The organism is Actinomadura terrae (genome assembly GCF_022751215.1).
GTDB lineage: Bacteria > Actinomycetota > Actinomycetes > Streptosporangiales > Streptosporangiaceae > Spirillospora > Spirillospora terrae.
On record NZ_JAICDG010000001.1, the window covers coordinates 1199196 to 1224420 of the forward strand.

Below are 25225 nucleotides of genomic sequence, written 5' to 3' on the forward strand. Positions count from 1 at the left end.
TCTCATCATCATGGCCACACGTGCGTCCGGAGCGAAGAGCACCTCGCGTGCCGGGGGCAGCGCTGCTCGTAAGCCCGCGAGCTCCACCCCCCGCAAACGCCCGTCCGGCGGCGGGTCCAAGGGCGGCGCCCGAGGCGGGGCGAAGGGCGGGGGGCGCGGCTCCGGCGGGCGGCGGCCTGCGGCTCCGCAGCCCCATCCGATCGTCCAGGTGATCTCAGGTTTCGCCCAGCTCGTGTTCAAGCTCTACCAGCTCGCGGCGGTCACGGTCGGGTCGCTGTTCCGCGCCTACGGCAACAGCGCCCGCGGCCTCGACCCCGAGCACCGCCGCGACGGGCTCGGGCTCGCGCTGCTCGGCTCGTCGATCGTGCTGGCCTCGGTCACCTGGTTCCGGCCCGACGGCGTCGTCACGATCGCGCTGGAGAAGGTCGTGCGCGGCGGGCTCGGGCTGATGGCGGTCGTGCTGCCGGTCCTGCTCCTGCTGCTGGCCTGGCAGACGCTCCGGCACCCCGACCAGCACGAGGACACCGGCCGCGTCGTCATCGGCTGCACCGCGCTCGCCGTCGGCGTCCTCGGCGTGCTGCACATCGCGGCGGGCGTGCCGTCCCCCTCCAAGGACATGCCGGGCGTGCGCGGCGCGGGCGGCGTCATCGGCTGGGTGGTCTCGGCGCCGCTGGAGGCCGGGCTGAGCGGCTGGGTGGCCGTCCCGCTGCTGCTGCTCCTGTCCTTCTTCGGCCTGCTCGTCGTCACCGCGACGCCCATCAACAAGGTCCCCGAGCGGTTCGGCGACCTGTGGGCGGTCGCGACGCTCCAGGGCCGTCCCGGACGCGACGCCGAGGGCGAGGCGCCCGGCGAGGACGCCCCGAAGAAGCGCCGCCGCAAGAGCAAGAAGGACGACGACCCCGCCCCGGAGGACGGCGAGCTGGAGGTCGGCGAGCACTCCAAGCCCTACGACACGCCCCTGCTGGAGGACGCGCCGCGCAAGGCCGACCGCGCCGACCGCCCCGGCCGCGCGAACCGCTCCGAGCGCGACCTCGTCGACGACCTGTTCGAGCCCGACCCGTTCGGCGCCGACGGCCCGCCGCCCGCCCCGCCGTCCGACGACGAGCCGCTCCCGGACGAGCTCGCCGACCTGCCCGACGCGTCCGACGTGCCGGACTCCCATGCCGTGCCCGACCCGACGCCGGCGCCGCGCAGCTCCGAGCAGCTCCCGCTGTCCTCGTCCGGCGAGATCTACGTGCTGCCCGACCCGTCGGCGCTGCGGCCCGGCAGCGTCGCCAAGCCGCGCACCAAGGCCAACGACACCGTCGTGAACGCGCTGTCGGGCGTGCTCGACCAGTTCGACATCGACGCGCAGGTCACCGGGTTCACCCGGGGCCCGACGATCACCCGGTACGAGATCGAGCTGGGCCCGGCGGTCAAGGTCGAGAAGGTCACCGCGCTCACCAAGAACATCGCCTACGCGGTGAAGAGCGCCGACGTGCGCATCATCTCCCCGATCCCCGGCAAGTCGGCGATCGGCGTGGAGATCCCCAACGTCGACAAGGACATTGTCAGCCTCGGTGACGTGCTGCGCTCGCCCGCCGCGACCAACGAGCACCACCCGATGATCGTCGGCCTCGGCAAGGACGTCGAGGGCCGCACGGTCGTCGCCAACCTCGCCAAGATGCCGCACATCCTCATCGCGGGCGCCACCGGCGCGGGCAAGTCGACCTGCATCAACGGGCTCATCACCTCGATCCTGATGCGGGCCACGCCCGACGAGGTCCGGATGATCCTGGTCGACCCCAAGCGCGTCGAGCTGACGATGTACCAGGGCATCCCGCACCTGATCACCCCGATCATCACCAACCCGAAGAAGGCCGCCGAGGCGCTCGACTGGGTCGTCGGCGAGATGGACCGCCGCTACGACGACCTCGCCGCGTCCGGGTTCCGGCACATCGACGACTTCAACAAGGCGGTGAAGGCGGGCAAGCTCACCGCGCCGCCCGGCAGCGAGCGCGTCTACACGCCCTACCCGTACATGCTGGTCATCGTCGACGAGCTGGCCGACCTGATGATGGTCGCGCCGCGCGACGTCGAGGACTCCGTCGTCCGCATCACCCAGCTCGCCCGCGCCGCCGGCATCCACCTCGTGCTCGCGACGCAGCGCCCGTCGGTGGACGTCGTCACCGGGCTCATCAAGGCCAACGTCCCGTCCCGGCTGGCGTTCGCGACGTCCTCGCTGTCCGACAGCCGCGTCATCCTCGACCAGCCGGGCGCGGAGAAGCTCGTCGGGCAGGGCGACGCGCTGTTCCTGCCGATGGGCGCGAGCAAGCCCATGCGCATCCAGAACGCCTACGTGGCCGAGAAGGAGATCCACGGGATCGTCGACCACTGCAAGGGGCAGATGGAGGCGAAGTACCGGGAGGACGTCGCCGAGTCCAGCGCGCCGAAGAAGGAGATCGACGAGGAGATCGGCGACGACATGGACCTGCTCGTCCAGGCGATCGAGCTGGTCGTGTCCACCCAGTTCGGCTCCACGTCGATGCTCCAGCGCAAGCTGCGCGTCGGCTTCGCCAAGGCCGGGCGGCTCATGGACCTGATGGAGAGCCGCGACATCGTCGGGCCGAGCGAGGGCTCCAAGGCGCGCGACGTCCTCGCCAAGCCCGACGACCTTCCCGGCGTCCTGGCGGAACTGCGCGGCGGCTGACCGGAACCGCGCGGCGGCTGAGCGGAACTGCGCGGCGACTGACCTGCGGTAGACCGACCATCGACCGACCGCATCCGCTGTTCGGCGGAACGTTTCCGGAAGGCCGCGTCGCGGAGTGCGGACGGTTCCCTCTCGTGGGAAGGGTGGCGGGCGGGGCGATGGCGGAATGATGCGAAATCTTGCCCAGTTTCGAACGTGTTGGCTGTCGCTCAGCGGGCATTGCGGTTCCTAGACTGATGTCACCGGATCGTGTGGTAGGCCATGGGGCGCTCAAAGGAGGCTCGGCGTGAGCATCGGTGAGACCTTGGCGACGGAGCGTCAGCAGGCCGGTCTCTCGGTGACCCAGGTCAGTCTCCAGACGCGGATACGCGAGACCGTCATCCGCGGCATGGAATCGGACGACTTCTCCACCTGCGGCGGCAACTTCTACGCCCGCGGCCACATCCGCAGCGTCTCCCGCGTGATCGGCATCGATCCGGAACCGCTCGTCGCCGAGTTCGACGCGACGCACGGCGGCGCCCCGCAGCCCGTGTCCGCCGTGTCGGCGTTCGAGCCCGAGCAGCCGGTCGCGTTCCGCGAGCGCCGCTCCCCGAACTGGAGCGCCGCGATGGCGCTCGCGCTGGCGCTCGTGGTGATCTACGGGATCGTCCAGGTCGTCGGGAACGGCGGCGGGAGCGAGCGGCGCACCGCCCAGCAGGTCGCGGGCACCCCCGCCGCGCCGGCCGCGCCCCGGCCGAGCACGGCGCCGCCCAAGCGCAGCGACCCGGTCGTGGCGGCGCCGCGCAAGCACGTCGAGCTGGCCGTCCAGGTCAGGCGCACCACGTGGGTCAGCGTGCGCGGCGACAAGGGCGCGCCGCTGTTCAGCGGCATGCTCCGCAAGGGCGACCACAAGCGCTGGACGGCCAAGAAGAAGATCAGTGTGGTGATCGGCGTCGGCGGCGGTATCCGGATGACCGTCAACGGCAAGGACATCGGCTCCCCCGGCAAGGGCAGGGGCGTGCAGCAGCTCAGCTTCGGGCGCGACGACCCGAAGGCGGCCTGACGGGCCGCCGCTCGTCCCGCCGGTCCGGCCGCTGGTCGGCCTGCTGTCGGTTCGGGCCTCCGCGCCCATTACCTTAGGGGCATGTCCACACGGCGTAAGGTCTCACTCATCACGCTCGGCTGCGCCCGCAACGAGGTCGACTCCGAGGAGCTGGCGGCACGGATCGAGGACGCGGGCTGGGACCTCGCCGAGGGCAGCGGCGACGCCGACGTGGTCGTGGTCAACACCTGCGGCTTCATCGAGGCGGCGAAGAAGGACTCCATCGACACGCTGCTCGCCGCGCACGACTCGGGCGCGAAGGTCGTCGCGGCGGGCTGCATGGCCGAGCGGTACGGCAAGGAGCTGGCCGAGGCGCTGCCCGAGGCGCACGCGGTGATCGGCTTCGACGACTACACCTCGATCGGCGAGCGGCTGGAGGACGTCGTCGCCGGGCGCGCCCACCAGGCCCACACCCCGCGCGACCGCCGCACGCTGCTGCCGATCAGCCCGGTCGAGCGCACCGCGTCCAGCACGGACGTGGCGATCCCGGGCCACGGCGGGGCCCACGCCGACGACGCGCTGCCCGACGGCGTCGCCCCCGCGTCCGGCCCCCGGGTGCTGCGGCGGCGGCTCGGCGGCGGACCGGTGGCGCCGCTGAAGCTGGCGTCCGGCTGCGACCGGCGCTGCACTTTCTGCGCGATCCCCGCCTTCCGCGGCGCCTACGTGTCGCGGCCCCCGGCGGAGGTGCTGGAGGAGGCGCGCTGGCTGGCCGCGCACGGCGCCCGGGAGCTCGTGCTCGTCAGCGAGAACTCCACGTCGTACGGGAAGGACCTCGGCGACCTGCGGGCGCTGGAGCGCCTCCTGCCGGACCTCGCCGCCGTTGACGGCGTCGACCGCGTCCGCGTCAGCTACCTCCAGCCCGCCGAGACCCGCCCCGGGCTCATCGAGGCGATCTGCGGCACGCCCGGCGTCGCGCCCTACTTCGACCTGTCGTTCCAGCACGCGAGCGGCCCGGTGCTGCGCTCGATGCGGCGCTTCGGCGACCGCGAGCGGTTCCTCGACCTGCTCGCCCAGATCCGCGCGCAGGCGCCCGAGGCGGGCGTGCGGTCCAACTTCATCGTGGGGTTCCCCGGCGAGACCGAGGACGACGTCGAGGAGCTGGCGGCGTTCCTGACCGCCGCGCGGCTGGACGCGGTCGGCGTCTTCGGCTACTCCGACGAGGACGGCACCGAGGCCGCGAACCTGCCCGGCAAGATCGACCCGGACGAGGTCGCCCGCCGGGTCGAGGAGCTGACCGCGCTCGCCGAGGAGCTGACCGCGCAGCGCGCCGAGGACCGCGTCGGCACGCTCGTCGAGGTGCTGCTGGAGGAGGACGCGGGCGACGGCGCGTTCGAGGGGCGCGCCGCGCACCAGGCGCCCGAGGTGGACGGGACGGTCCTCGTCCGCGGCGAGGGCCTCTCGGTGGGCGCGATCGTCCCGGCCCGCGTGACGGGCAGCGACGGCGTCGACCTGGTCGCCGACGCGCTGGCCGGCGCTGTGGCCGGCGCTGTGCACGGCGCCGGGGCGGACGTGGCGCGGGGCGCGGCGGCGGACGTGTCGTGACCGCGGGCGCCCCCGGCCCGGTCGCGGGGTCCCCCGACCCGCCGCGCGCGAGCGTCTACAACATCGCCAACGCGCTGACCCTCGTCCGGATCGCGCTGGTCCCGCTGTTCGTCTGGGCGCTGTTCCTGGACGGCACCGGCTGGCGGCTCGCCTCGTTCGCGGTGTTCGCCGCCGCGTCCATCACCGACAAGATCGACGGCGACCTCGCCCGCGCCCGCGGCCTGGTCACCGACTTCGGCAAGATCGCCGACCCGATCGCCGACAAGGCGCTCACCGGCGCCGCGCTGGTCAGCCTGTCGGTGATGGGGGAGCTGTGGTGGTGGGTGACGGTCGCCATCATGGTCCGCGAGATCGGGGTCACGGTGCTGCGGTTCGTCGTGATCCGGCGCGGAGTGATCCCGGCGAGCAAGGGCGGCAAGCTGAAGACGACGCTCCAGGTCTTCGCGATCGGCTTCTACATCCTGCCGGGGCCGCTCGATCCGCTCCGCTGGGCGACGATGGGCGCGGCGCTCGTCGTCACGGTCGTCACCGGCGTGGACTACGTCGTCCAGGCGTGGCGGCTGCGGCGGAGCGGGGACGCCGCGTCCTGAAGCCGCGTCCTGAAGCGGTCAGGCGGCGGTGGCGGTGAGGGCGTCGCCGATCCTCAGCCTGCCCGGGACGCGGGGCACGCCGAGCCGTCCGAACATGATCTCGCGTCCGTCGCCGAAGCGCTCGACGCGGTAGCGGCCGAGGGCGCGGAGCGGGGCGGGCGCGCGGCGGGCCGTCTCCTGGTCGATGTTGACGATGACGCAGCGGCCGCACGGCCTGACGAGGTCGAGTGCCACGGCGCCCGGCGCGGAGCCGCGCAGGGAGGTGACGGCGTCCTCGCCGTACGGACCGAGGCCCTCCAGGACGATGTTGGGCCGGAACCGCTCCATCGGGAGCGCGGCGTCCACCCGGCGGTTCAGGTCGTCGAGCGACTCGCGGGACAGCACCGACACGGGGTAGCCGTCGGCGAACGTCAGGGTCCCGTCGCCCGGGAGGGTCCGCCGTGTCCCGGTGAAGCGGACGAGGCGGCAGTCCAGCCCGAGCGCCGCGCCGAACCACCTGGCGGGTTCGTCGCCCTGGTCGACGCCCTGGCAGGGGCGACCGTGCACGGTCACGTCGCGGGCCGGGCCGTCCACCGCCTCCCAGACCAGCGGCGCGTCCGCGAGCGGCGACTCGACGGTCAACTTCGCGCCGTCGAAGCCGGGGCGCAGCAGCGCCAGCTCGGGCACCTCCCGCTGCGACAGGTGCCGCCCGTCCGGCCGGACGAGCATGAACGCGCGGTCGTGCCGCAGCCCCATGGGGGTCAGCTCGGCCTCGGCGAGCGCGACCCCGCCCGCGCTCTTGATCGGGAACACGGTCAGCCCGGCGACAACGGCGATCATGGCTCGGACGGTACGGCGCCGCGCGGCGGCGGGCCAGCGATCCGGGGGGTATCTGACACGGATTCGTCAGGTAGGGCGTCCTGCGGCATCCTGGCGCCGGGAGGAACGACGATGACCGCACAGGACCTCACCCGGGGCTTCACCTACGCCGAGGTCGGCGCGACCTGGAACGCGGACCAGCCGGACGGCTACCGCCACATGCGCGTGCGCACGCTCGTCGGCGTGGGCCCGGCGGTGATGCGCGACGCGACCGACGCGCTGATGGAGTTCTGGATGCACTGGGCACTGCCCGCGCGGGTGACGGCGTCGGCGCGGCGAGTGGCACCGGGTGTGACCGTCGAGGTGGGGCTCGGAGTCGGCCCGCTGCGGCTGAGGGCGCCGTGCCGCGTCGTGTGGACGCGGGAGGAGGAGCGCCGGGCCGGATGGGCGTACGGGACGCTCCCGGGCCATCCGGTGGCGGGGGAGGAGTCGTTCGTCGTGCACCAGGACGACTCGGGCGAGGTGTGGCTGACGGTCACCGCGTTCAGCCGCCCGGCGGGACGGACGGCGCGGCTGGCGGGGCCGTTCATGCCGGTGTTCCAGCGCGCCTACGCGCGGCGCTGCGGCGCGGTCCTGCGCAGGCTGGCCAAGGCCTGACCGCCCACCGGGCAGCACGGGAGGTGGGCTGCGAGGCCGCGCCCACCCCGGTCGTGGCCCCGCAGCCCGGTCTTCGGGCCCCAGGCAATTATCCCCGTAAAAGGGAATGCTTTGTGCACCGTCAAATGAGTTCTGACTCACAACGTGACGATCAGAGCCCGACAAGTCGGACACCACGCCCATGATCTTGCCGGGCGGATGCCGCCGAAGCGTGCCTTGGGCCCGTTCCCGTCCGCGCGCCGTGAGTGATGTGACTGTGATACAGCATGCAATGCGCGGCCCCCCGATTTCCAGCGCCACGAAAAGAGAAATGTGGGTGTGGCGGCTTGGGCACGTTCCGATTTTCCGCAGAGCGGAATGGGGCGTCCTGATCCGGCCGCGCCTCCGCCCGCGTCAGCGGCCCGCCCGCGCCCGGCGGGCTGTCGGGGAACCGCTGTAGATTCGGGTGGCTGGAACGCGGTCGGGTGAGGATTGGGGGGCGTGATGCGGGTCGAACTGCTCACGGTCGGGGACGAGCTGCTCCTCGGCGACACGGTCAACGGGAACGCGGCGTGGCTCGGACGGCGGCTCGCCGACCACGGCGTCGAGGTGACGCGCAGCGTGGTCGTCGGCGACGAGCTGGACGTCATCGTGGAGGCCGTCACCTCCGCGCTCGGACGCGCCGACGCGGTCATCACCACCGGCGGCCTCGGCCCCACCTACGACGACGTCACCCGCGACGCGCTCGCCAAGGCGGCCGGGGTCGCGCTCGTCCGCGACCCGGCGCTGGAGCGGCGGCTGCACGAGCGCGCCGAGGCGTCGGGGCGCGTTCTCCAGCCGATGGCGTTCCGCATGGCTGAGGTACCCGAGGGCGCTGGCCTGCTGGCCAACTCCGCCGGGACGGCGCCGGGCCTGCGCGTCGAGCTGCCGGGCGGGGTCGCCTACGCCCTGCCGGGCGTCCCGTTCGAGATGCGCACCATCATGGACGAGGTCGTGCTGCCCGAGCTCGCCGCGACCGCCGGGCTGCCCGGCGCCGCGCGCCGCACCCTGCGCACCGCGCGGGTGTGGGAGTCGGTCATCGCGACGCGGCTCGCCGAGGTCGAAGCGATGGACGGCGTCAAGCTCGCCTACCTGCCCGACCCCGCCGAGGTGAAGATCCGCGTCACCGCCGCCGGGCCGGACGCGCCGGGGCGGCTCGCCGCCGCCGAGGCGCGCGTCCGCGAGCTGCTCGGCGACGTCGTGTACGGGGTGGAGGACGAGACGCTCGCCCGCGTCGTGCACCGGCTGCTCGTCGAGCGGTCGGCGACGATCGCGGCGGCGGAGTCGCTGACCGGCGGCCTCATCAGCGCCGAGCTGACCGCGGCGCCCGGCTCGTCCGAGACCTACGCGGGCGGGATGGTCACCTACGCGACCGAGACGAAGGCGCGGCTGCTCGGCGTCCCGGAGGATCTGCTGGCCGAGCACGGCGCCGTCCACCCCGACGTCGCCGCCGCGATGGCGACGGGCGTCCGCGACCGGCTCGGCACGACCTACGGACTCTCCGTGACCGGCGTGGCGGGTCCCGAGCCGCAGGACGGCCGTCCGGTGGGAACGGTCTACATCGGTTTGGCCGGTCCTGAGGGAACGCACACTGTGGTCAGACCGAAACTCCCGGTGCCGGGCACCGGCCCCGAGATCCGCGCGGTGATCCAGAGAATGACCGTCGTCCATGCGCTTGAGCTGCTCAGACGCACTCTGCTCGGACTTGACGCGGGCGAGTGGAGCGAGGAGTCTCGACGAGATCGGGAAGAGTGGGGCTGATTACAGCGTTACGTTGCGAGCGAACACGAAATCAACGGTCTGCCACGGTCACCGTCAGGGCGGGTACGGTGGAACCGGCAGATGGTCCGAACTGAGGGAGGGAGCGAGACGATGGTCCTGCTTCGCCAGCTGCTCGGTGACGTACTGCGGCAGCTGCGGCTGCGCCAGGGACGCACCCTCCGTGAGGTGTCCGCGGCGGCGCGGGTTTCCCTCGGCTACCTCTCCGAGGTGGAGCGGGGGCAGAAGGAAGCCTCTTCGGAGTTGCTTTCTTCTATCTGCAAGGCCCTAGGTGTGCCGCTGTCGCACGTGCTCAGGGAAGTGGCGGATCAACTGGCCCTCGCCGAGCTGCAGCACGAGCCCGTCATGGCGGGTGCGCCCGAACACGAGCGCATCACGACCGAGAGCATTCCGGAGACTCCGGAAGAGATCACAGGGGAACTCCGCGCCGACATGGTCGCGGCCTGACCCGTCCCCACGCGCGCCCACGCCCCATCGGGCGCGCCCATGCCCGGACGCGGTGCTCCTCCCCACGAGCCCCCGTCCGAGCCCGGACGGCCTGCCCGGCTCGACCACGCCGTTCAGTGCCGTCTCGTCCACGCCCGCAACGACCCACGCCGGAGCCGACCTCAGTCGAGGCGACGACCGGCCCGGGCGGGCGCTCCTGCACCAGAGCCCTCATGCACCAAACCGGCCCGTGGGTGTGCGCGGCCTCACGTATGAGCACGGCATATGAGGGGATCTAACTCCGTTGTAGCGGAGAACCGTAACGACGCGGAAGGAGCCCACCATGGCGGAGGTCAAGAGCCCGCTCGGCGAGGACGCCCGGAAGATCACCGGCAACGCGCTGCAGGGCGCCCTGGTCGACCTGATCGACCTCGCCCTCGTCGCCAAGCAGGCCCACTGGAACCTGACCGGCCGCAACTTCAAGGTCGTCCACGAGCACCTCGACGAGATCGTCGATCTTGCCCGGCAGGGCCAGGACGACGTCGCCGAGCGTGCGATCGCGATCGGCGTGAACCCCGACGGCCGTGCCCGCACGGTCGCCGACCGGACCGCGCTGCCGCAGCTGGAGGCCGGCTACCTCGCCGACGACAAGGTCGTCGCCGCGGTCACCGACACGCTGGGGCAGATCATCGCGCGGTTCCGCGACCGGGTCGCCGAGACCGACGAGCCGGACCCGATCACGCAGGACCTGCTCATCAGCATCACCACGCAGCTGGAGAAGCAGCACTGGATGTTCCAGGCGCAGACCTGACCCGTCGGCCGCCCCCATGGGAGGCCGGTGCGTCGACCCGCGAGAAGGCCCCAGTCCCGCACTGGGGTCTTCTCGCGTCCCATGTCCGGGACCGGTGGGCGGCCCGATAACCGCTGGCCGATCCCGTCCCGCACCCGCCAGGATGCCGATCATGAACCGGGAGCAGATCAGCGCCGCCGCCCATGCCCGCCATCCGATCGCGGGCCCGCTGGAGGAGGCGTCGGTCCGCCGTCTGCTCGACCACGCGGCGCCGGAGCGCGGACGCGTCCTCGACCTCGGCTGCAACACCGGCGCCTGGCTGCTGCGGGCCCTGGACGGGCGTCCCCGCCTCCGCGCCGACGGCGTCGACCTGGACGAGGGCGCCATCGCCACCGGACGGGCGCGGGCCGCCGAGGCCGGGCTCGGCGACCGTGTCGCGTTCCACGTGGGGGACGCCCGCGCGTTCACCTCGTCCGAGCCCTACGACCTGGTGCTGTCGGTCGGCGCCGCGCACGCGTTCGGCGGGCTGATGCCCACGCTGGCCGCCGCTCGCGGCCATCTGGCGCCCGGCGGCGCCGTCCTCGCAGGCGACGGGTTCTGGGAGCGCGAACCCGGGCGGGCCACGCTCGACGCGGGGTTCACCGCCGACGAGTACGCCGACCTTCCCGCCACCGCCGACCGGATCGCCGCCGCCGGCTGGACGATCGTCTACGCGCACGTCAGCACCCGGCACGAATGGGACGACTACGAGTGGTCCTGGACGGGCGCGCTCGCCCAGTGGGGCATCGACCACCCGGAGGACCGCGCCGACGCCCTCACCGCCGCCGACGAGCATCGCCGCGCCTGGCTCCACGGCTATCGCGGGACACTCGGGTTCGTCACCTTCGTCCTCCGCGAGACCCCCTGAGCGGCGCTCAGCGGGAGGTCAGGCGGCCGCGAGATGGCCGACCACCGTGTCGGCGAACTCCAGCGCGAGCGGGCTCAGCGCGTCGAAGCGCCGCGCGGCCCACCCGGCGGTGAGCGGCGGCAGCCCCGGCACGGGGACGAGGCGGACGTCGCCCTTCCCCTCGCCCCACCCCGGCAGCGCGGGCAGGATCGCGTGGCCGAGCCCGAGTTCGGCCAGCAGGAGCGCGGTGTCCCAGTCGGCGACGCTGGTGGTCGAGGCGAGCCGCACCCCGTGCCGTTCGAGATGCGTCTCCAGATGGACGCGGGACGTGGAGTGCGCGGGCAGCTCGATATGCCGGATTCCCGCGAGGTCCTCCAGGGCGATCGAGTCCCGCGCGGCCAGCGGATCGTCCACGTGGACGGCGAGGATCCAGGGCAGCTCGCGCGACGTGCGCTGCTCGACGCCCTCCAGCGGCGGGCCGATCGTGACCCAGGCCAGATCCGCCTTGTGCGACCGCACCGCCTCCAGGCAGCGGCGGCTCGACCCGGCGGTCTCGAACTGGAGCGCGGCCTCGGGATGGCGCGCCCGGAACGCGGCGACGCCCGCGGCCATGAAGTGCCGGACCGTGGTGGCGCCGGTCGCGATCCGGACGGTGCCGCCCACGCCGCGCCGCAGGTCGTCCAGGCGCCGGAGCGCCGCGTCCAGCCCGGCGATGCCGTCGGCGGCGGCGCGCAGCAGGACGCGGCCCGCGCCGGTCGGCTGGACGCCGCGCGGCAGCCGCTCCAGCAGCACGAGCCCGGTCTCCCGCTCCAGCCGCCGCACGTGCTGGCTCACGGCGGGCTGGCTGCACGCCAGGTCGCGCGCGACCGCGCTCAGGTTGCCCGCCTCGCACACCGCGACGAACACCCGCAGATCGTCCAGGGTCATGGACCAAAGCTATCCCTAAGAGATCAATAAGAAAACCCGAGAATTGACTTGGGTGAGCCGCTCGCGCACGATCGAGGTGCGGGCGCAGGATCCGGCGACCCGGCACAGGCGGCGACCCGTCCGGAAAGGGGGGAGTCCGGACGGGCGCCGACCTTTCATATTTACGGATCGTTCCGTTTCGTTTATGGTCGGACCATGAACCGAGGCCGCCCGCGTTCGGGGCACATCGACGAGGCCGTCGCCGCGGCGGTCCGCGAGCTGCTCGTCGAGCACGGTTACCAGGGCCTCAGCATCGACAGGGTCGCGGCGCGCGCCGGGGTCGGCAAGGCGGGCATCTACCGCCGCTGGCGCTCCAAGGCGGAGATGGTCTTCGCCGTCGTCGTGCACGGCGAGGAGCCCGTCCCGCCCGCCGACACCGGCACGCTGCGCGGCGACCTCGCCGCGCTCGTCGGGCACGTCGCCCGGCTGCTGTCCGCGCCGCACGCCCGCCTCGTCATGCCGGGCCTGGTCGCCGACCTCGCCGCCGACCCGGGGCTGTCCGAACGGTTCGCGGCCGGGTTCGTCGACCGCGAGCGGGCCGTCCTCGGCGAGATCCTCGACCGCGCCGCCGGGCGCGGCGAGATCACCTCGCCCACGGCCGACGACGTGGCCTTCGCGCACACGCTGGTGCTCGGGCCCGTCTTCGCCTACCTGTTCCTCGGCGGCGGAGCGATGCCGTCCGACCTCACCGACCGCCTGGCCGGGGCGCTGGTCGCCGCGCTGGGCGCCAAGGAGTGACACCTGTGAACATCGAACGAGCAGGGAAGACCGCGCTCGACGAGGTCATGCCCGCCCCCGACTTCCGGTCCCGCTACACCCGGCGCGTCGACGCCGACCCCGCGACGGTCTGGGACACGATGCTGACGCTCTCCGCCGAGGAGCTGCCCGTCTCGCGGAACCTCATGAGGCTGAGGTCGGCGGGCCGCACCCGGCTCAAGGGCCCGCTCCTGGAGTCGTTCCCGACCCCGACGCTGCTCGTCGACGAGGGCACCGAACTGGTCAAGGGCAAGATCGCGAAATTCTGGCGGGTCCAGCCCGAGCTGGCGCCCGTCGAGCCCGGCGACGCCGCGCAGTTCACCGCGTTCACGGCGCCCGGCTGGGCGAAGGTCGCGCTGTCGCTGCGCGTGGACCCCGACGGCGCGGGCTCCGTGCTGTCCTTCGAAACTCGCGTGCGCGGCACCGACGCGTTCGCGCGGCGCGCGTTCGCCCCGTACTGGACGCTGATCCGCGCGGGCGGCGCCGGATTCGTCCGCCTGGAGATCCTCGGCACGATAGCCCGCCGCGCCGAGCGGGCCGCGGGCCGCCGCGCGGCCTGACCTACCCGTCGGGCTTACTCACCCGTTCGAAGGGGCGGGCTGGCAGCGCGGGCACCAGTACGTCGCCCGGTCGCCGACGTCGGATTTCTGGACGGCGCGCTGGACGGGCGTGCGGCACTCGTGGCAGGGGCGGCCCGCCCGCCGGTACACCCAGTACTCCCAGCCGCGCCGCCGGTTGCCGGTCGTCATGCGGCCGGGCTGCTCCTTGTTCGCGTCCAGCAGATGGTGCGCGAGGTCGACCACCGCGGGCAGGTCGGGGACGGCGGCGACCGGCGTCCAGGGGTTGACGCCGCAGAGGAACAGCGTCTCGGCCTTGTAGATGTTGCCGATCCCCGCGAGGACGGACTGGTCGAGCAGCGCCTCGCCGATCGCCCGGTCGGGCCGCTCGCCGAGCCGCCGCACCGCCTCCGCCGCGGCCTCGGCGCCCCAGTCGGGCCCGAGCAGGTCGGGGCCGAGATGCCCGAGCACCCTGTCCTCCGCGGCGGTGCGCAGCAGCTCCACCAGGCCGAGGGAGTAGCCGAGCGCCTGCCACTCGGCGTTCGCGAGGACGAGCCGGATCCGGTGGTCGCGGGGGCGGGGCCCCGGCCGGCGGATCCGCCAGCGGCCCTCCATCAGCAGGTGCGTGTGGACGGTCAGCCCGCCCTCGACACGGATCAGGATGTGCTTGCCGCGCGAGCGGGCCTCGTGGACCTCGCGCCCGCGCAGGTCGGCGGTGGCGAACCGGGGGACGCGGAAGTCCGAGAGCGTAAGAGGCCGCCCGGCGAGCGCCTCGTGCAGGCGCCGGGCGGCCAGCCAGACGACGTCGCCTTCCGGCATGGGACCTCGGTGGTCGTCAGAGGGTCATGGGTCGTCGGGGGGTCACGGGGTGGACTTCGGGTGTCGCGGGGTCAGATGAAGGACGGGCTCTCCCAGGCCGAGGGGTCCTCGGTGAGCTTGCGGACGGGTGGAGGCAGCTCGCCCGCGGCGATGTGCCCGAGCGAGACCGATTCGAGGATGGAGCGCTCGCTGGCGCGCAGGGCGATCCACACGTCCTGGAGCGAGCGCGCGGGCCCTTCGTAGCCGACGTGTTCGGGACGCTCGCCCCGCACGCCGAGCAGTGGCCCGTCGATCGCGCGGATGATGTCGGCGAGCGAGATCTGTTCGGCCGGCTTCGCCAGCCAGTAGCCGCCCTCAGGGCCGCGCTGGCTCCGGACGAGGCCGGACCGGCGCAGCTGGCCGAGGATGTTCTCAAGGAATTTGGGCGGAATCTGCTGGGCCTCCGCGAGTTGGACGGCGGTCACCGGATGGCTTCCGGCGATCGCCAACTCGGCGGCTGCACGCAGCGCGTAGTCGACCCGGGCGGACAATCGCATGCTCTTAGTATCCCTTGCCGATCGGACTGGTTCGTCTTACCCCACCCGCCGTCACCTCGGGAGAGGGCCATGACGCGCCCACCGGAACCGGGCTCTCGTCCGGCGGGCACGCCACGGCGGTCACGCGACGCTCGCGCGACCCGCGCGGCCGCCGCGGGTTCGCATGCGCGGCTGCCGCGCGGCTCACACGTCCGTCATACCATCGTCACGCGGTGTCACGGGATCGTCACGCCGCGGTCGTCAGGCCCAGCAGTTCGGCGGCCGCCTGGGCGTTGGCCGCGGCGGCGCCGTAGGTGGCGAGGTACACCGCGGATCCGGGCCGCCACACGGGCAGGCCCATCTCCACGACGACCGTGTCCGGACGCGCCGTCAGGAGCGCGTTCGTGAGCGCGCGCTGGCCCGCGTGCCGGTGCGCGTCGCGCAGCACGACGACCAGTCCGCGGCCCGTGGCACGTTCCAGGACACGGTCTGCCTCCCCTTCCGCCCCGTCGGCCTGAACGGCGTCGGGCGCCCACGGATTGAGCCCCCACGGGGTCGGGCCGACCGCGATGTTCCCGGTCGCCTCCAGCTCGACCACGAGCGGCGCGGCGCTCCAGCCCGGCAGCGAGCCCGACACGCGGATGGCGCGGCGGGCGGCCTCCAGGCCGGCGGCGCGGTCGACCACGGCGGGGCTGTGCCCGGCCAGCCACTGCTTCAGCCGGCCCGTGCGGCCCGCCGAGGCCGCGAGCCGCTCCTCGGTCAGCCGGCCCTCCCGCACCGCCGCGACGATCGCCTCAAGCGTGGCGGTGAGGGTCTCGGCGTGCTCGTTCGGGCCGAGGCACAGCAGGTCGGCGCCCGCGATCAGCGCCCGGACCGACGCCTCGGGGATGCCGATCTCACCGCTCGCGCCCTCCATGTCGAGCGCGTCGGTGACGATCACCCCCTGGTAGCCGAGCCGCTCGCGCAGCAGGCCGGTGATCGCGGCGCCGGACAGGGTCGCCGGCACGCCGCGGGTGATGGCGGGCAGGTTGAGGTGCCCGGTCATCACCGCGCGGGTGCCGGCCTCGATCGCCGCGCGGAACGGGACCAGCTCGCGGCGGTCCAGCAGCTCCAGGTCGGCGTCGACGAGCGGGACGGACAGGTGGCTGTCCTCCACGGTGGCGCCGTGGCCGGGGAAGTGCTTCGCGCACGCCGCCACGCCCGCCTCCTGCGTGCCCGTCACGGCCGCGGCGGCGTGCCGGGCGACGAGCTCGGGGTCGGGCCCGAACGAGCGGGTGCCGATCACGGGGTTGTCGTCGGCGGTGTTGACGTCCACCGAGGGCGCGAAGTTGAGGTTGACCCCCACCTCGGCCAGCTCGGCGCCGAGCGAGCGGTAGACGCGCCGGGTCAGCTCCGGGTCGTCCACCGCGCCGAGGGCGGCGTTGCCCGGGTACGGGCTGCCGGTGGCGTGCCCGCCGAGCCGGGTGACGTCCCCGCCCTCCTCGTCGATGGTCACGAACGGGTCGCCGGCCTTGCGCATCTGCATGGTCAGGGCGGCGAGGGACTCCGGGCTCGGGACGTTGCCGGTCAGCGCGAACAGCGTCACGCCGCCGAGGCCGGCCTCCAGCTCGTCCAGCACCCAGCGGGGCGCGGTCGGGCCGGGGAAGGAGGGGAGCAGCGTGCCCCGGGCGAGCCGGGCGAGGTCGTCGGTGTTCATCCCTTCACCGCCCCTGCGGTGAGGCCGGAGACCATGCGGCGCTGGACGACGAGGAAGAACGCGATAACGGGAATGGTGAGCAGCGTGGACGCTGCCATGATGGGCCCCCAGGCGTTGCCGCTGCGGCCGAAGAAGAACTGCAGCATGATCGGCAGGGTGTACTTGTCCTGGTCTTCCAGGAAGGTGTAGGCGAAGATGAACTCGTTCCAGGCCGTGATGAAGGAGAAGATGCTGGTCGCGACCAGTCCGGGCGCGACGAGCGGGAGCATGACCTTGAAGAACGTCCGGACCGGGCCGGCACCGTCGATCGCGGCCGCCTCCTCCAGTTCGCGCGGCACCGCGGCGACGAAGCCGCGCAGCATCCAGATCGCGAACGGGACGGCGAACCCGATGTAGACGACCGCGAGGCCCGGCAGCGTGTTGAGCATGTCGGCCTTCTTGAGGTCCAGGAACAGCGGGATGACCAGGGCCTCCAGCGGAACCATCTGGACCACCAGCAGCATGACGAGGAACGTCGTCCGGAACCGGAAGCGGAACCGGGCGACGGCGGTCGCGGCCAGCAGGGCGAACAGGCTCGACACCACGACGGTGACGAGGGCGAGCACGGCGCTGTTGCGGAAGTACTCCCAGAAGGAGACCTCCGCGATGCCGCCGTTCAGCACGAGGTCGAAGTGGTCCAGCGTCGGGTGCGACGGGAACGGCTTCGGCGTCGTGCTGAAGATCTCGGTGTTGGGCTTGAACGCGGTGGAGACCATCCAGAAGACGGGGAACACCGCGAAAACGAAGACGAGCAGGCCGGTCCCGTTCAGGGCGGCCCGCCGGAGCAGGGAGCGCTTCATCTGGTCTCCCCCTGCCGCACCATGACCCGGACGTACAGGGCCGTGACGACGAGCAGGATCATCGTCAGCACGAGCGCGATTGCCGAGCCCATGCCGAGCTTCGGATTGAGCGAGCCGAACGCCTCGCTGTAGGCGTACAGCGACAGGTTGAACGCGTCGCGGTTCGCCATCCCGGACATCACGAACAACTGGGTGAACACCTTGAAGTCCCAGATGATCGACATGACCAGCAGCACGAGGAAGATCGGCTTGAGCATCGGGTAGGTGATGCTCCAGAACGTCCGCCAGGGGCCCGACCCGTCCACCCGCGCGGCCTCGTACAGCTCGCTCGGCACGCTCTTCAGGCCGGCGAGGACGGAGACGGCGACGAACGGGCACGCCTGCCACACCACGCACACGGTCAGCACCGTGTAGGTCGACAGGGGCTTGGCGAACCAGTTGTAGTCGAGCCAGCCGCCACCGACGAGGAAGTCGGGCAGCAGGTCGAGGGTCCAGTTGACGACGCCGCCGGTGGTGCCGAACAGCCACGTGAAGATGATGGCCGCGGTGACCGGCGGGGTCGCCCAGGCGACCATCACGCCGCCGGCGACGAAGTTCGACATCTTGTTGCCGAGCTTGTGGAGCAGCAGCCCGATCAGCGTCCCGACGACCATCGTGAGGCTCACCGCGACGACGGCGAACAGCACGGTGTGCCGGAGGGTCTGCCAGAAGAACGGGTCGTCGAAGATCGTGCGGAAGTTCTCGGTGCCCACCGACTCGGCCGGCTCGCCGCGCAGCTGGCGGTTGCCGACCTTCTGGAAGGACATGATCCCGATCTGGACCATGGGCCAGAACATCAGGAGTGCGATCACGATCACGGTGGGCGCGATCAGCAGATAGGGCCCGAAACGGGGCCTGCGTAGGGAGCGCGCCCGGCCGGGGGATCTCCGGCCGGGCGTCCTCTTTACCGCGGGAGCGGTGTCGAGCATGCGCGGTTCCGATCAGCGGGGACGGGCGGGTGGCGTTGCCGGGCCCCGGCCGCCCGGCGTCGATCGCGCGGGCGGCCGGGGCGTGCCGGTCCTACTGGTTGAGCAGGGCGTTCGCCTGCTCGTTGGCCTTCTTCAACTCGGCGTCCGCGGACTTACCCTGCATGATCGCCTTCATCGCGTTCGGCAGCACCTTCTTGGCCTGCTCGAACTCGCCCCAGCCGGAGCTGATCGGGGTGAACTTGGTGTTGCCGGCGATCTCGGTGAAGACCGCGAGCTTCGGGTCGGAGAACTTCACGTCCGAGCGCATGGACGAGAAGCCGCTGTAGTCGGCCCACGCCGCCGCGTTCTTGGCGTTGTTCAGGACCGTGATGTAGTCGAACGCCGCGTCCTTGGACTTGCTGTCCTTCCAGACCGCGAGGTCGGAGCCGCCCGCCATGACCGGGGCGTTGCCGCCGGCCTTGCTCGGGATCGGGAACACGGCCCACTTGTCGGCGTCCTTGGAGGAGATCTTCTTCATCTCCTTCAGGGACCAGCTGCCGTCGATGTACATGCCGAGCTTGCCGAGCGCGAAGTCGCGCTGCGGGCCCTCGAGCTCGTTCTTGCCGATGTACTTCTCGGGGGCGACCTTCTCCTTGGTCACGAGACCGGTGTAGTAGTTCACCGCCTCGACGGCCTGCGGCTGGTCGAGCTTGCCCGCCCACTTGCCGCCGTCCTTGGTGGCGACCTCGCCGCCGTTGCCCCAGATGAAGCTGACGAGCGCGTTGGTCTGGTCGCTGGGCACGCCGATGCCGGGCACCTTCTTGGCGTCCTGGAGCTTCTTGGCCGCCGCGCTCAGCTCGGTCCAGTTCTTCGGCGGCTGGATGTTCAGCTCCTTGAACCAGTCCGTCCGGTACCAGATGGCGCGGACGCCGCCGTACCACGGCACCGCGTAGGTCTTGCCGCCCGACTGGTCGTTGCCGAGCGCGGTCTTGTTGAGGGTCTTGCCGTCGGCCCAGCCGGAGTACTTGTCGCTGATGTCGGCGAGGCTGCCCTGCTCGATGTGAGACTGGACGTCGGTGTTGCCGAGCTCGGTGACGTCCGGACCCTCGCCGCCCGCCGCGGCCTTCTGGAAGGTGGTGGCGACCTGCGGCCACGGCACGTACTTGATCTGGACGTCGGTGCCCGGGTGCTTCTGCTTGAACTCGGTCTCGACGGTGTCGAGGAACTTGGTCTGTTCGGGCGTGCCCTCGCCCATCATCCAGACCTTCAGCTGCGCCGGGTCCTTGCCACCCGATCCGGACTTGTCATCCTTGTCGTCCCCGCCGCAGGCCGCGGCGGCCAGGGCGATCGCGGCCACCGTGGCCGCAACCTTGATGTACTTCACTGGGAATCCTTTCCGGCATCGCCTCGCGCGGCCTTGGTGGCCTGCGGTGCGAGTGGAACACGGCCCGACCCTTTAGGGTCCAGCCATGCCCCGCTCGACGTCGCATCGCGCGCGGGCGCCCTGCTCGCCAGTCGGCGCTCTGCGCGCGCCCCCCGCCCGGGGTACGGAACCGGTTGGCGCTTGGGCGTAAACTAACAAGAAACTTTCCTAAACAAAACCGCTCGTTAGCGGATTGAGACATCGAGGGGTGCCAGGATGGCCAGACGCCCGGGAACACCGCGGCTGCTGCGTGAGTTGAACGACCGCGCGGCACTGGACCTGCTCGTCGAGCAGGGACCGCTGACCCGTGCCCAGATCGGCGAGCACACCGGGCTGTCCAAGGTCACCGCCTCCCAGTTGCTGTCCAGACTCGAGGATCGGGGGCTCGTCGAGGTCGTCGGCGAGCAGGCCGGGGGCCGCGGCCCGAACGCCGCCCTGTACGCCGTTGTGCCGTCGTCGGCCTATGTCGCGGGCCTGGAGGTGGGGCCGGACGGCGTCACCGCGGGCGTCGCCGACGTGACCGGCTGCATCGTCGCCCAGGTTACCGTCGATCCGAACGGCGCCGACGAACCCGTGAAGACCGTGCACAGCGCCGTCGTCAAGGCCTGCCGCTCGGCCCGGGTGGCGCTGTCGCGGCTGAGCGCCTTCGTGATCGGCACCCCCGGCGTCGTGGACCCGCGCTCCGGCGACGTCCAGTTCTCCTTCGACCTTCCGGCCTGGCACGAGGGCGTCCTGGAGGCCCTGCGCACCGACCTGCGCCGCCCGGTGACGATCGAGAACGACGTCAACCTCGCCGCCATCGCCGAACGGGCCTACGGCGCCGCCCGCTTCGCCGACGACTTCGCGCTGATGTGGTTCGACCGCGGCATCGGCCTCTCGGTCATGCTGGGCGGACGCCTGCACCGCGGCCGCTCGGGCGGCGCGGGCGAGATCGGCTACCTGCCCGTCCCGGGGGCGCCGCTGCCGCTCGGCGCGGCCAGACGCGGCCAGGAGGACGAGGGCGAGGGCGTCACCGAGTCGACCACGTGGGGCATCCCGACGCTCGCGGGCGGTTACGGCTCCCTCGTGGGCGCGGACGCCGTCCGCGCCCTCGCCCATGCGCACGGCATCGGCGAGCCCACGGCGGTCGACTGCGTCCGCGCGGCGGCGGCAGACGAGACGCGCGGCGGCGTGTTCCTGGACGAGCTGGCCAACCGCATCTCCTACGGCGTGACCTCGGTCAACATCGTCCTGGACCCGGGCCTGGTCGTCCTTTCCGGCCATCTCGGCCGCGCCGGCGGCCTGCCGCTGGCGACCCGGATCGAGCGGGCCGTGGGCCGCATCAGCCCGACCCGTCCGTCGGTGGTGGTAACGGAGGTGGAGGGCAACCCGGTCCTGCGCGGCGCCCTGCACGCGGCCCTGGACCAGGCCCGCGACGAGGTCTTCTCCGCCGAAAAGAGCTGACCCCGCTCCCCAGCACCCCCGCCCCGGTCGGCCGCCGACCCAACCACCCGACCCGAACGGCTGCCCCAGACACTCGAAGCCAGGCCGGGCTGGCCAGATTGAGACAGCCGGGCCGAGGCGGCCGGGCCGATAGAGGCGAGCCGGGATGAACTGGGGCCAAGCGGACCGAAATGGCCGGGCTGGCCGGATTGAGAAAGCCGTGCCGGGGTGACCGGGCCGATAGAGGCGAGCGGGGATGGTCCGGGGCTCAAGCAGGCCGGGGTGGCCGGATTGAGACGCCGGGGCGAAGTGGCCGGGCCGATAGGGGCGAGCGGGGATGGCCAGGGACCAAGCAGGTCGGGATGGTTGGGGTGGCCGGGCTGGTCGGATTGAGACAGCCAGGGCGAGGTGACCGGGCCGATAGGGGCGAGCGGGGATGGCCAGGGGCCAGGCAGGTCGGGATGGCCGGGCTGGCCGGATTAAGACAGCCAGGGCGAGGTGGCCGGGCCGATAGAGGCGAGCGGAGGTGGTCCGGTGCCAAGCAGGGGGATGGCCGGGTTGGTCGGATTGAGGCAGCCGGGGCGAGGGTGACCGGGCCGATAGGGGCGAGCCGGGATGGCCAGGGGCCAAGCAGGCCGAGCCGGCCAGGTGGGCCGGGTGGCCGGATTGGGACGGGTGGGTTGAAGTGGTGAGGGCCCCCGCCGGTGGCGGGGGCCCTCACTTCGTGCATGGAGCTCACGTGAACGTGAGACTCATCTATCGGGACGTGCATTGGATCGGGACGCGGTGTAACGCCGAGAGTTGGTTCGAGCCGGTCGGCGTCAGGTCGAGACGTGCGTCGAGACGTGTGTTGTGCCGCGACGCGCAGGTCGCGTACCGTGACGGGCGCTACTTCTCCGAAGGAGCGTCCGCGGTGTCGTGGTCATGGCGCCGCGGGTCGTTCAACGCGCGGTCGATGACCGTCTGGCTGATGATCTGGCGCTTGCGCCGCTGAGCGGCGGCCCACCGTGCCGTAGGTGTCATGCCGAAACCCCGTTCCGCGGCGGCACTTTCCCCTTGGCCACCGCAACCCCGTATGCCCTCATCCTCTCAAACCCAAGGCTCCAGGGGTATCCGTCTTGGGGATGAATCCAAGGTCAGACCTCGTGGGGAGACCTCTGGTCGGGGCCTGCGCCGTGTGCTCCCGACCGCCTCGCTGCGATCATGGGAACCGTGGGTCCCCGCCCGCCCGTTGGGGACCGTGACCGACGAGACCGAGGGGATGCCATGGCGCTGCGTGATCGGCTGCGGCGCCTCGTCCAGAAGCCGGGGAGCGTCGATCTGGCGCCGTTCCGCGCGATCGTGGACGAGGCGGGCGCGCGCGAGCCCCGCGTCCGGGAGCTGGACGAGGCGTCCCTGACCGCCGCCGCCACCGCCCTGCGCGCGGCGGACGGCCCGCTGGAGGCCGATGACCTGGCGGAACTGTGCGCGGTGGGACGCGAGGCCGCGCGCCGCGCGCTCGGCGAGCGGCCGTTCGACGTCCAGCTCGTGGGGACGCTCGCGCTGCTGTCCGGGCACGTCGCGGAGATGGCGACCGGCGAGGGCAAGACCCTCGCGGGCGCGCTGGCCGCCGCCGGTTACGCGCTGCGAGGCCGCCGGGTGCACGTGATGTCGGTCAACGACTACCTCGCGCGGCGCGACGCCGAGTGGATGGGACCGCTCTACCGGTCGCTCGGCGTGTCAGTGGCCTGGGTCGGCCAGTCGTCCACCCCGGCGGAGCGCCGCGAGGCGTACCGGGCCGACGTCACCTACGCGCCGGTCAGTGAGATCGGCTTCGACCTGCTCCGCGACCGCCTGGTCACCGACCCGGCCGACCTCGTGCTGACCGAGCCCTCCGTCGCGCTGGTCGACGAGGCGGACTCGGTTCTCGTGGACGAGGCGATGGTGCCGCTCGTCCTCGCCGGGGCCTCCGAGCTGGACGCGGCCGACCCCCGCTACGCCGACCTCGTCCGGCGGCTGCGGCCCGGCCTGCACTACGCCACCGACGAGGAGGCCCGCAACGTCCAGCTCACCCCGGCGGGCACCCGCGAGGTGGAGCGCGCCCTCGGCGTCGACCTCTACGCCGCCGAGCACCTCGCCGTCCTCACGGCCGTGAACGTCGCCCTGCATGCGGAGGTCCTCCTGCACCGCGACGTCGACTACATCGTCCGGGACGGCGCGGTGAAGCTGATCAGCGAGTCGCGGGGCCGGGTGGCACTGCTGCAACGCTGGCCGGACGGCTTGCAGGCGGCGGTGGAGGCGAAGGAGGAGCTGGAGGCGTCCCCGAGCGGGGAGATCCTCGACTCGATCACCGTCCAGGAGCTGGTGGGGCGGTACCCGGTCCGCTGCGGCATGACCGGTACCGCGATGGCGGTCGCCGGGCAGCTCACCGAGTTCTACTCGCTGCGGATCGCGGTCGTCCCGCCGAACCGTCCGTGCGTCCGCGACGACGAGCCCGACCGCCTCTACGCGACCTCCGCCGACAAGGAGGTCGCGATCGTCGAGGCGATCTCCGAGGCGCACGCGTCCGGACGGCCGGTTCTGGTCGGGACCGGCGACGTCGCCGAGTCCGAGCGCCTCGCGCGCCGCCTTACCCGCGCCGGCCTCGATCCCGTCGTCCTCAACGCCAAGAACGACGCGGAGGAGGCCGCGATCATCGCCGAGGCCGGCGGGCACGGCGCGATCACCGTCTCCACGCAGATGGCGGGCCGCGGCACCGACATCCGCCTCGGCGGCAGCCCGCCCGACGCCGCTCCCGGCACCGCGCCCGCGAGCGCCGACGGCTCCGACCACGACCGCGTCGCCGCCGCGGGCGGCCTCCTCGTGATCGGGACCGGCCGCTACCACAGCAGCCGCCTGGACGACCAGCTCAGAGGCCGCGCCGGGCGCCAGGGCGACCCCGGCGGCTCGGTGTTCTTCACCAGCCTCCAGGACGACCTCGTGACCCGCTACGCGCCCGACGAGAACGTCCGCGCGTCCACCGGCGCCGACGGGCGCATCGACGACAAGGGCGCCCACTGGGTCGTCGGGCACGCCCAGCGCGTCGCCGAGGGCGTCGACCTGGAGATCCACCGCAACACCTGGCGCTACAACCACCTGATCGGGCTCCAGCGCCGTGAGCTCCTCGCCGAACGCGAGAGCGTCCTGCGCGGCGACCACGCCGACCGGATGCTCGCCGCCGAATGCCCGGATCGCCACGCCGAACTCACCGGGATCGCGGGCGCCCCGGCGGTCGCGGACGCCGCGCGCCAGATCGTCCTGTACCAGCTGGACCGCTGCTGGTCCGAGCACCTGGCGATCCTCGCCGACCTGCGCGAGGGCATCCACCTGCGCTCGCTGGGCCGCGGCCTCGACCCGCTGGTCGAGTTCCACAACGAGGCCGTCCCGGCGGGCAAACGCCTCCTCCCCGAGACGAAACGGCGCGCGGTGGCGGTGTTCGAGGCGCTCACCGCGTCCGAGGACGGCATCGACCTGGACGCCGCCGACCTCAAACGCCCGTCCGCGACCTGGACCTACCTCGTCCACGACAACCCCTTCGGCTCCCTGGACGAACGCGCCTTCCGCGGCCTGGTCGCTATGTTCAAACGCCGCCGCTGACCCACCCGCCGCCCCCCGGCCCCCCTTCGCCGCCGCCTCGGCGCCCCCACCCGGCTCACCCCCCACCCGACTCGGCCGTCGCGCGGCTCGGCTGTCGTGTGGGGGCGGGTGTGACGCGGGGGCGGGTGTCACGCGGGGTCGGCTGTCGCGCGGGTTGGTCGTCTGCGCGAGTCAGTCGTCATGCGGGTTGGTCGTGCCACGAGTTGGTTGTCGCCGGGTGGGGGCAAGCCGTCATACGGCTCGCCCCCACCCGGCTCGGCTGGCGCGCGCTTGGCTGTCGCGCGGTTCGGTTATCTGCGCGGGGGGGGGGTGCCGCGCGGTTCGGCTGTCGCGCGGGTTGGTCGTCTGCGGCGGGCCAGCCCTCGTGCGGCTCGGCTGTCGCGTGGGGTCGGTGTCGCGCGGGTTGGTCGTCTG

22 protein-coding genes are annotated in these 25225 nt (G+C 72.6%); 13 read left to right on the forward strand and 9 right to left on the reverse strand.

Annotated features, from left to right (window positions below; genetic code table 11):
• Window positions 1-10 precede the first annotated feature (10 nt).
• The 4 genes from K2F47_RS05350 to K2F47_RS05365 all read left to right on the forward strand — a co-directional run bounded on the left by K2F47_RS05350 (window position 11) and on the right by K2F47_RS05365 (window position 5902).
• On the forward strand, window positions 11-2689 hold the full coding sequence (locus K2F47_RS05350; protein WP_242901599.1) for a DNA translocase FtsK: 2679 nt from the start codon (window positions 11-13) through the stop codon (window positions 2687-2689).
• Between the two features lie 286 nt (window positions 2690-2975).
• Window positions 2976-3731 (forward strand): helix-turn-helix domain-containing protein, encoded by a 756-nt coding sequence (locus K2F47_RS05355; protein ID WP_242901600.1) that lies wholly within the window; start codon window positions 2976-2978, stop codon window positions 3729-3731.
• An 81-nt stretch (window positions 3732-3812) separates the two neighbouring features.
• Window positions 3813-5312, forward strand: a complete 1500-nt coding sequence (gene rimO / locus K2F47_RS05360; RefSeq protein WP_242901601.1) for a 30S ribosomal protein S12 methylthiotransferase RimO — start codon at window positions 3813-3815, stop codon at window positions 5310-5312.
• Window positions 5309-5902, forward strand: a complete 594-nt coding sequence (locus tag K2F47_RS05365; RefSeq protein WP_242901602.1) for a CDP-alcohol phosphatidyltransferase family protein — start codon at window positions 5309-5311, stop codon at window positions 5900-5902. Before rimO ends, K2F47_RS05365 begins: the two co-directional genes overlap by 4 nt.
• Before the next feature lie 18 nt (window positions 5903-5920).
• Here K2F47_RS05365 and K2F47_RS05370 read toward each other — a convergent pair whose 3' ends face one another.
• Window positions 5921-6721: an MOSC domain-containing protein gene (locus K2F47_RS05370; RefSeq protein WP_242901603.1), complete on the reverse strand. Its 801-nt coding sequence runs from the start codon at window positions 6719-6721 to the stop codon at window positions 5921-5923.
• Between the two features lie 111 nt (window positions 6722-6832).
• On the opposite strand from K2F47_RS05370, the gene K2F47_RS05375 reads away from it, so the two are divergent.
• The 5 genes from K2F47_RS05375 (at window position 6833) to K2F47_RS05395 (ending at window position 11277) form a co-directional block, all read left to right on the forward strand.
• Entirely contained in the window at window positions 6833-7357 is a 525-nt protein-coding gene (locus K2F47_RS05375) for a DUF1990 domain-containing protein (protein WP_242901604.1), read from the forward strand.
• Window positions 7358-7840: 483 nt separating this feature from the next.
• Window positions 7841-9136, forward strand: a complete 1296-nt coding sequence (locus tag K2F47_RS05380; protein ID WP_242902579.1) for a CinA family nicotinamide mononucleotide deamidase-related protein — start codon at window positions 7841-7843, stop codon at window positions 9134-9136.
• Window positions 9137-9247: 111 nt separating this feature from the next.
• Complete coding sequence (locus tag K2F47_RS05385) at window positions 9248-9601, forward strand: helix-turn-helix domain-containing protein (RefSeq protein ID WP_176402602.1); 354 nt, start codon at window positions 9248-9250, stop codon at window positions 9599-9601.
• A gap of 322 nt (window positions 9602-9923) precedes the next feature.
• Window positions 9924-10391: a Dps family protein gene (locus K2F47_RS05390; RefSeq protein ID WP_242901605.1), complete on the forward strand. Its 468-nt coding sequence runs from the start codon at window positions 9924-9926 to the stop codon at window positions 10389-10391.
• A 151-nt stretch (window positions 10392-10542) separates the two neighbouring features.
• Window positions 10543-11277 carry an SAM-dependent methyltransferase gene (locus K2F47_RS05395; RefSeq protein WP_242901606.1) on the forward strand — a complete coding sequence of 245 codons (735 nt, stop codon included), beginning with the start codon at window positions 10543-10545 and terminating at the stop codon, window positions 11275-11277.
• A gap of 18 nt (window positions 11278-11295) precedes the next feature.
• On the opposite strand, the gene K2F47_RS05400 is transcribed toward K2F47_RS05395, so the two are convergent.
• A complete protein-coding gene (locus K2F47_RS05400; RefSeq protein ID WP_242901607.1) occupies window positions 11296-12183 on the reverse strand; it encodes a LysR family transcriptional regulator in 888 nt (295 codons plus the stop codon).
• 195 nt (window positions 12184-12378) lie between these two features.
• Here K2F47_RS05400 and K2F47_RS05405 point away from each other — a divergent pair, with 195 nt between their 5' ends.
• Both K2F47_RS05405 and K2F47_RS05410 read left to right on the forward strand, forming a co-directional pair.
• Window positions 12379-12960, forward strand: coding sequence for a TetR/AcrR family transcriptional regulator (locus tag K2F47_RS05405; protein WP_242901608.1), 582 nt, complete (start codon window positions 12379-12381; stop codon window positions 12958-12960).
• A gap of 5 nt (window positions 12961-12965) precedes the next feature.
• Window positions 12966-13538, forward strand: coding sequence for a hypothetical protein (locus tag K2F47_RS05410; protein WP_242901609.1), 573 nt, complete (start codon window positions 12966-12968; stop codon window positions 13536-13538).
• Between the two features lie 18 nt (window positions 13539-13556).
• On the opposite strand, the gene K2F47_RS05415 is transcribed toward K2F47_RS05410, so the two are convergent.
• The 6 genes from K2F47_RS05415 to K2F47_RS05440 form a co-directional block, all read right to left on the reverse strand.
• Window positions 13557-14354 (reverse strand): DNA-formamidopyrimidine glycosylase family protein, encoded by a 798-nt coding sequence (locus K2F47_RS05415; RefSeq protein ID WP_242901610.1) that lies wholly within the window; start codon window positions 14352-14354, stop codon window positions 13557-13559.
• Between the two features lie 71 nt (window positions 14355-14425).
• The gene (locus K2F47_RS05420; RefSeq protein WP_242890527.1) at window positions 14426-14890 is read right to left on the reverse strand and encodes an RrF2 family transcriptional regulator; all 465 of its coding nucleotides are present in this window, start codon (window positions 14888-14890) and stop codon (window positions 14426-14428) included.
• A 226-nt stretch (window positions 14891-15116) separates the two neighbouring features.
• Window positions 15117-16565: a glycoside hydrolase family 3 protein gene (locus tag K2F47_RS05425; RefSeq protein WP_242901611.1), complete on the reverse strand. Its 1449-nt coding sequence runs from the start codon at window positions 16563-16565 to the stop codon at window positions 15117-15119.
• A complete protein-coding gene (locus K2F47_RS05430; protein ID WP_242901612.1) occupies window positions 16562-17404 on the reverse strand; it encodes a carbohydrate ABC transporter permease in 843 nt (280 codons plus the stop codon). The genes K2F47_RS05425 and K2F47_RS05430 overlap by 4 nt, the downstream gene beginning before the upstream one ends.
• On the reverse strand, window positions 17401-18372 hold the full coding sequence (locus K2F47_RS05435) for a carbohydrate ABC transporter permease (protein ID WP_272496440.1): 972 nt from the start codon (window positions 18370-18372) through the stop codon (window positions 17401-17403). Before K2F47_RS05435 ends, K2F47_RS05430 begins: the two co-directional genes overlap by 4 nt.
• A gap of 91 nt (window positions 18373-18463) precedes the next feature.
• Window positions 18464-19735 (reverse strand): extracellular solute-binding protein, encoded by a 1272-nt coding sequence (locus tag K2F47_RS05440; protein WP_242901614.1) that lies wholly within the window; start codon window positions 19733-19735, stop codon window positions 18464-18466.
• A 255-nt stretch (window positions 19736-19990) separates the two neighbouring features.
• Between K2F47_RS05440 and K2F47_RS05445 the strand changes: the two genes are divergently transcribed.
• A complete protein-coding gene (locus tag K2F47_RS05445) occupies window positions 19991-21217 on the forward strand; it encodes an ROK family transcriptional regulator (RefSeq protein WP_242901615.1) in 1227 nt (408 codons plus the stop codon).
• Between the two features lie 867 nt (window positions 21218-22084).
• On the opposite strand, the gene K2F47_RS40470 is transcribed toward K2F47_RS05445, so the two are convergent.
• Window positions 22085-22219, reverse strand: a complete 135-nt coding sequence (locus K2F47_RS40470; RefSeq protein WP_272496441.1) for a hypothetical protein — start codon at window positions 22217-22219, stop codon at window positions 22085-22087.
• Window positions 22220-22462: 243 nt separating this feature from the next.
• Between K2F47_RS40470 and secA2 the strand changes: the two genes are divergently transcribed.
• Window positions 22463-24811, forward strand: coding sequence for an accessory Sec system translocase SecA2 (secA2, locus tag K2F47_RS05450; RefSeq protein ID WP_242901616.1), 2349 nt, complete (start codon window positions 22463-22465; stop codon window positions 24809-24811).
• The last annotated feature ends 414 nt before the right edge of the window (window positions 24812-25225 follow it).

Excerpts from the sequence above, each read along its gene's own strand:
- K2F47_RS05350 (WP_242901599.1), top strand. The coding sequence starts at position 11 with ATGGCCACACGTGCGTCCGGAGCGAAGAGCACCTCGCGTGCCGGGGGC.
- rimO (WP_242901601.1), top strand. The coding sequence starts at position 3,813 with ATGTCCACACGGCGTAAGGTCTCACTCATCACGCTCGGCTGCGCCCGC.
- K2F47_RS05370 (WP_242901603.1), bottom strand. The coding sequence starts at position 6,721 with ATGATCGCCGTTGTCGCCGGGCTGACCGTGTTCCCGATCAAGAGCGCG.
- K2F47_RS05375 (WP_242901604.1), top strand. The coding sequence starts at position 6,833 with ATGACCGCACAGGACCTCACCCGGGGCTTCACCTACGCCGAGGTCGGC.
- K2F47_RS05380 (WP_242902579.1), top strand. The coding sequence starts at position 7,841 with ATGCGGGTCGAACTGCTCACGGTCGGGGACGAGCTGCTCCTCGGCGAC.
- K2F47_RS05385 (WP_176402602.1), top strand. The coding sequence starts at position 9,248 with ATGGTCCTGCTTCGCCAGCTGCTCGGTGACGTACTGCGGCAGCTGCGG.
- K2F47_RS05390 (WP_242901605.1), top strand. The coding sequence starts at position 9,924 with ATGGCGGAGGTCAAGAGCCCGCTCGGCGAGGACGCCCGGAAGATCACC.
- K2F47_RS05395 (WP_242901606.1), top strand. The coding sequence starts at position 10,543 with ATGAACCGGGAGCAGATCAGCGCCGCCGCCCATGCCCGCCATCCGATC.
- K2F47_RS05400 (WP_242901607.1), bottom strand. The coding sequence starts at position 12,183 with ATGACCCTGGACGATCTGCGGGTGTTCGTCGCGGTGTGCGAGGCGGGC.
- K2F47_RS05405 (WP_242901608.1), top strand. The coding sequence starts at position 12,379 with ATGAACCGAGGCCGCCCGCGTTCGGGGCACATCGACGAGGCCGTCGCC.
- K2F47_RS05415 (WP_242901610.1), bottom strand. The coding sequence starts at position 14,354 with ATGCCGGAAGGCGACGTCGTCTGGCTGGCCGCCCGGCGCCTGCACGAG.
- K2F47_RS05420 (WP_242890527.1), bottom strand. The coding sequence starts at position 14,890 with ATGCGATTGTCCGCCCGGGTCGACTACGCGCTGCGTGCAGCCGCCGAG.
- K2F47_RS05425 (WP_242901611.1), bottom strand. The coding sequence starts at position 16,565 with ATGAACACCGACGACCTCGCCCGGCTCGCCCGGGGCACGCTGCTCCCC.
- K2F47_RS05430 (WP_242901612.1), bottom strand. The coding sequence starts at position 17,404 with ATGAAGCGCTCCCTGCTCCGGCGGGCCGCCCTGAACGGGACCGGCCTG.
- K2F47_RS05435 (WP_272496440.1), bottom strand. The coding sequence starts at position 18,372 with ATGCTCGACACCGCTCCCGCGGTAAAGAGGACGCCCGGCCGGAGATCC.
- K2F47_RS05445 (WP_242901615.1), top strand. The coding sequence starts at position 19,991 with ATGGCCAGACGCCCGGGAACACCGCGGCTGCTGCGTGAGTTGAACGAC.
- K2F47_RS40470 (WP_272496441.1), bottom strand. The coding sequence starts at position 22,219 with ATGACACCTACGGCACGGTGGGCCGCCGCTCAGCGGCGCAAGCGCCAG.
- secA2 (WP_242901616.1), top strand. The coding sequence starts at position 22,463 with ATGGCGCTGCGTGATCGGCTGCGGCGCCTCGTCCAGAAGCCGGGGAGC.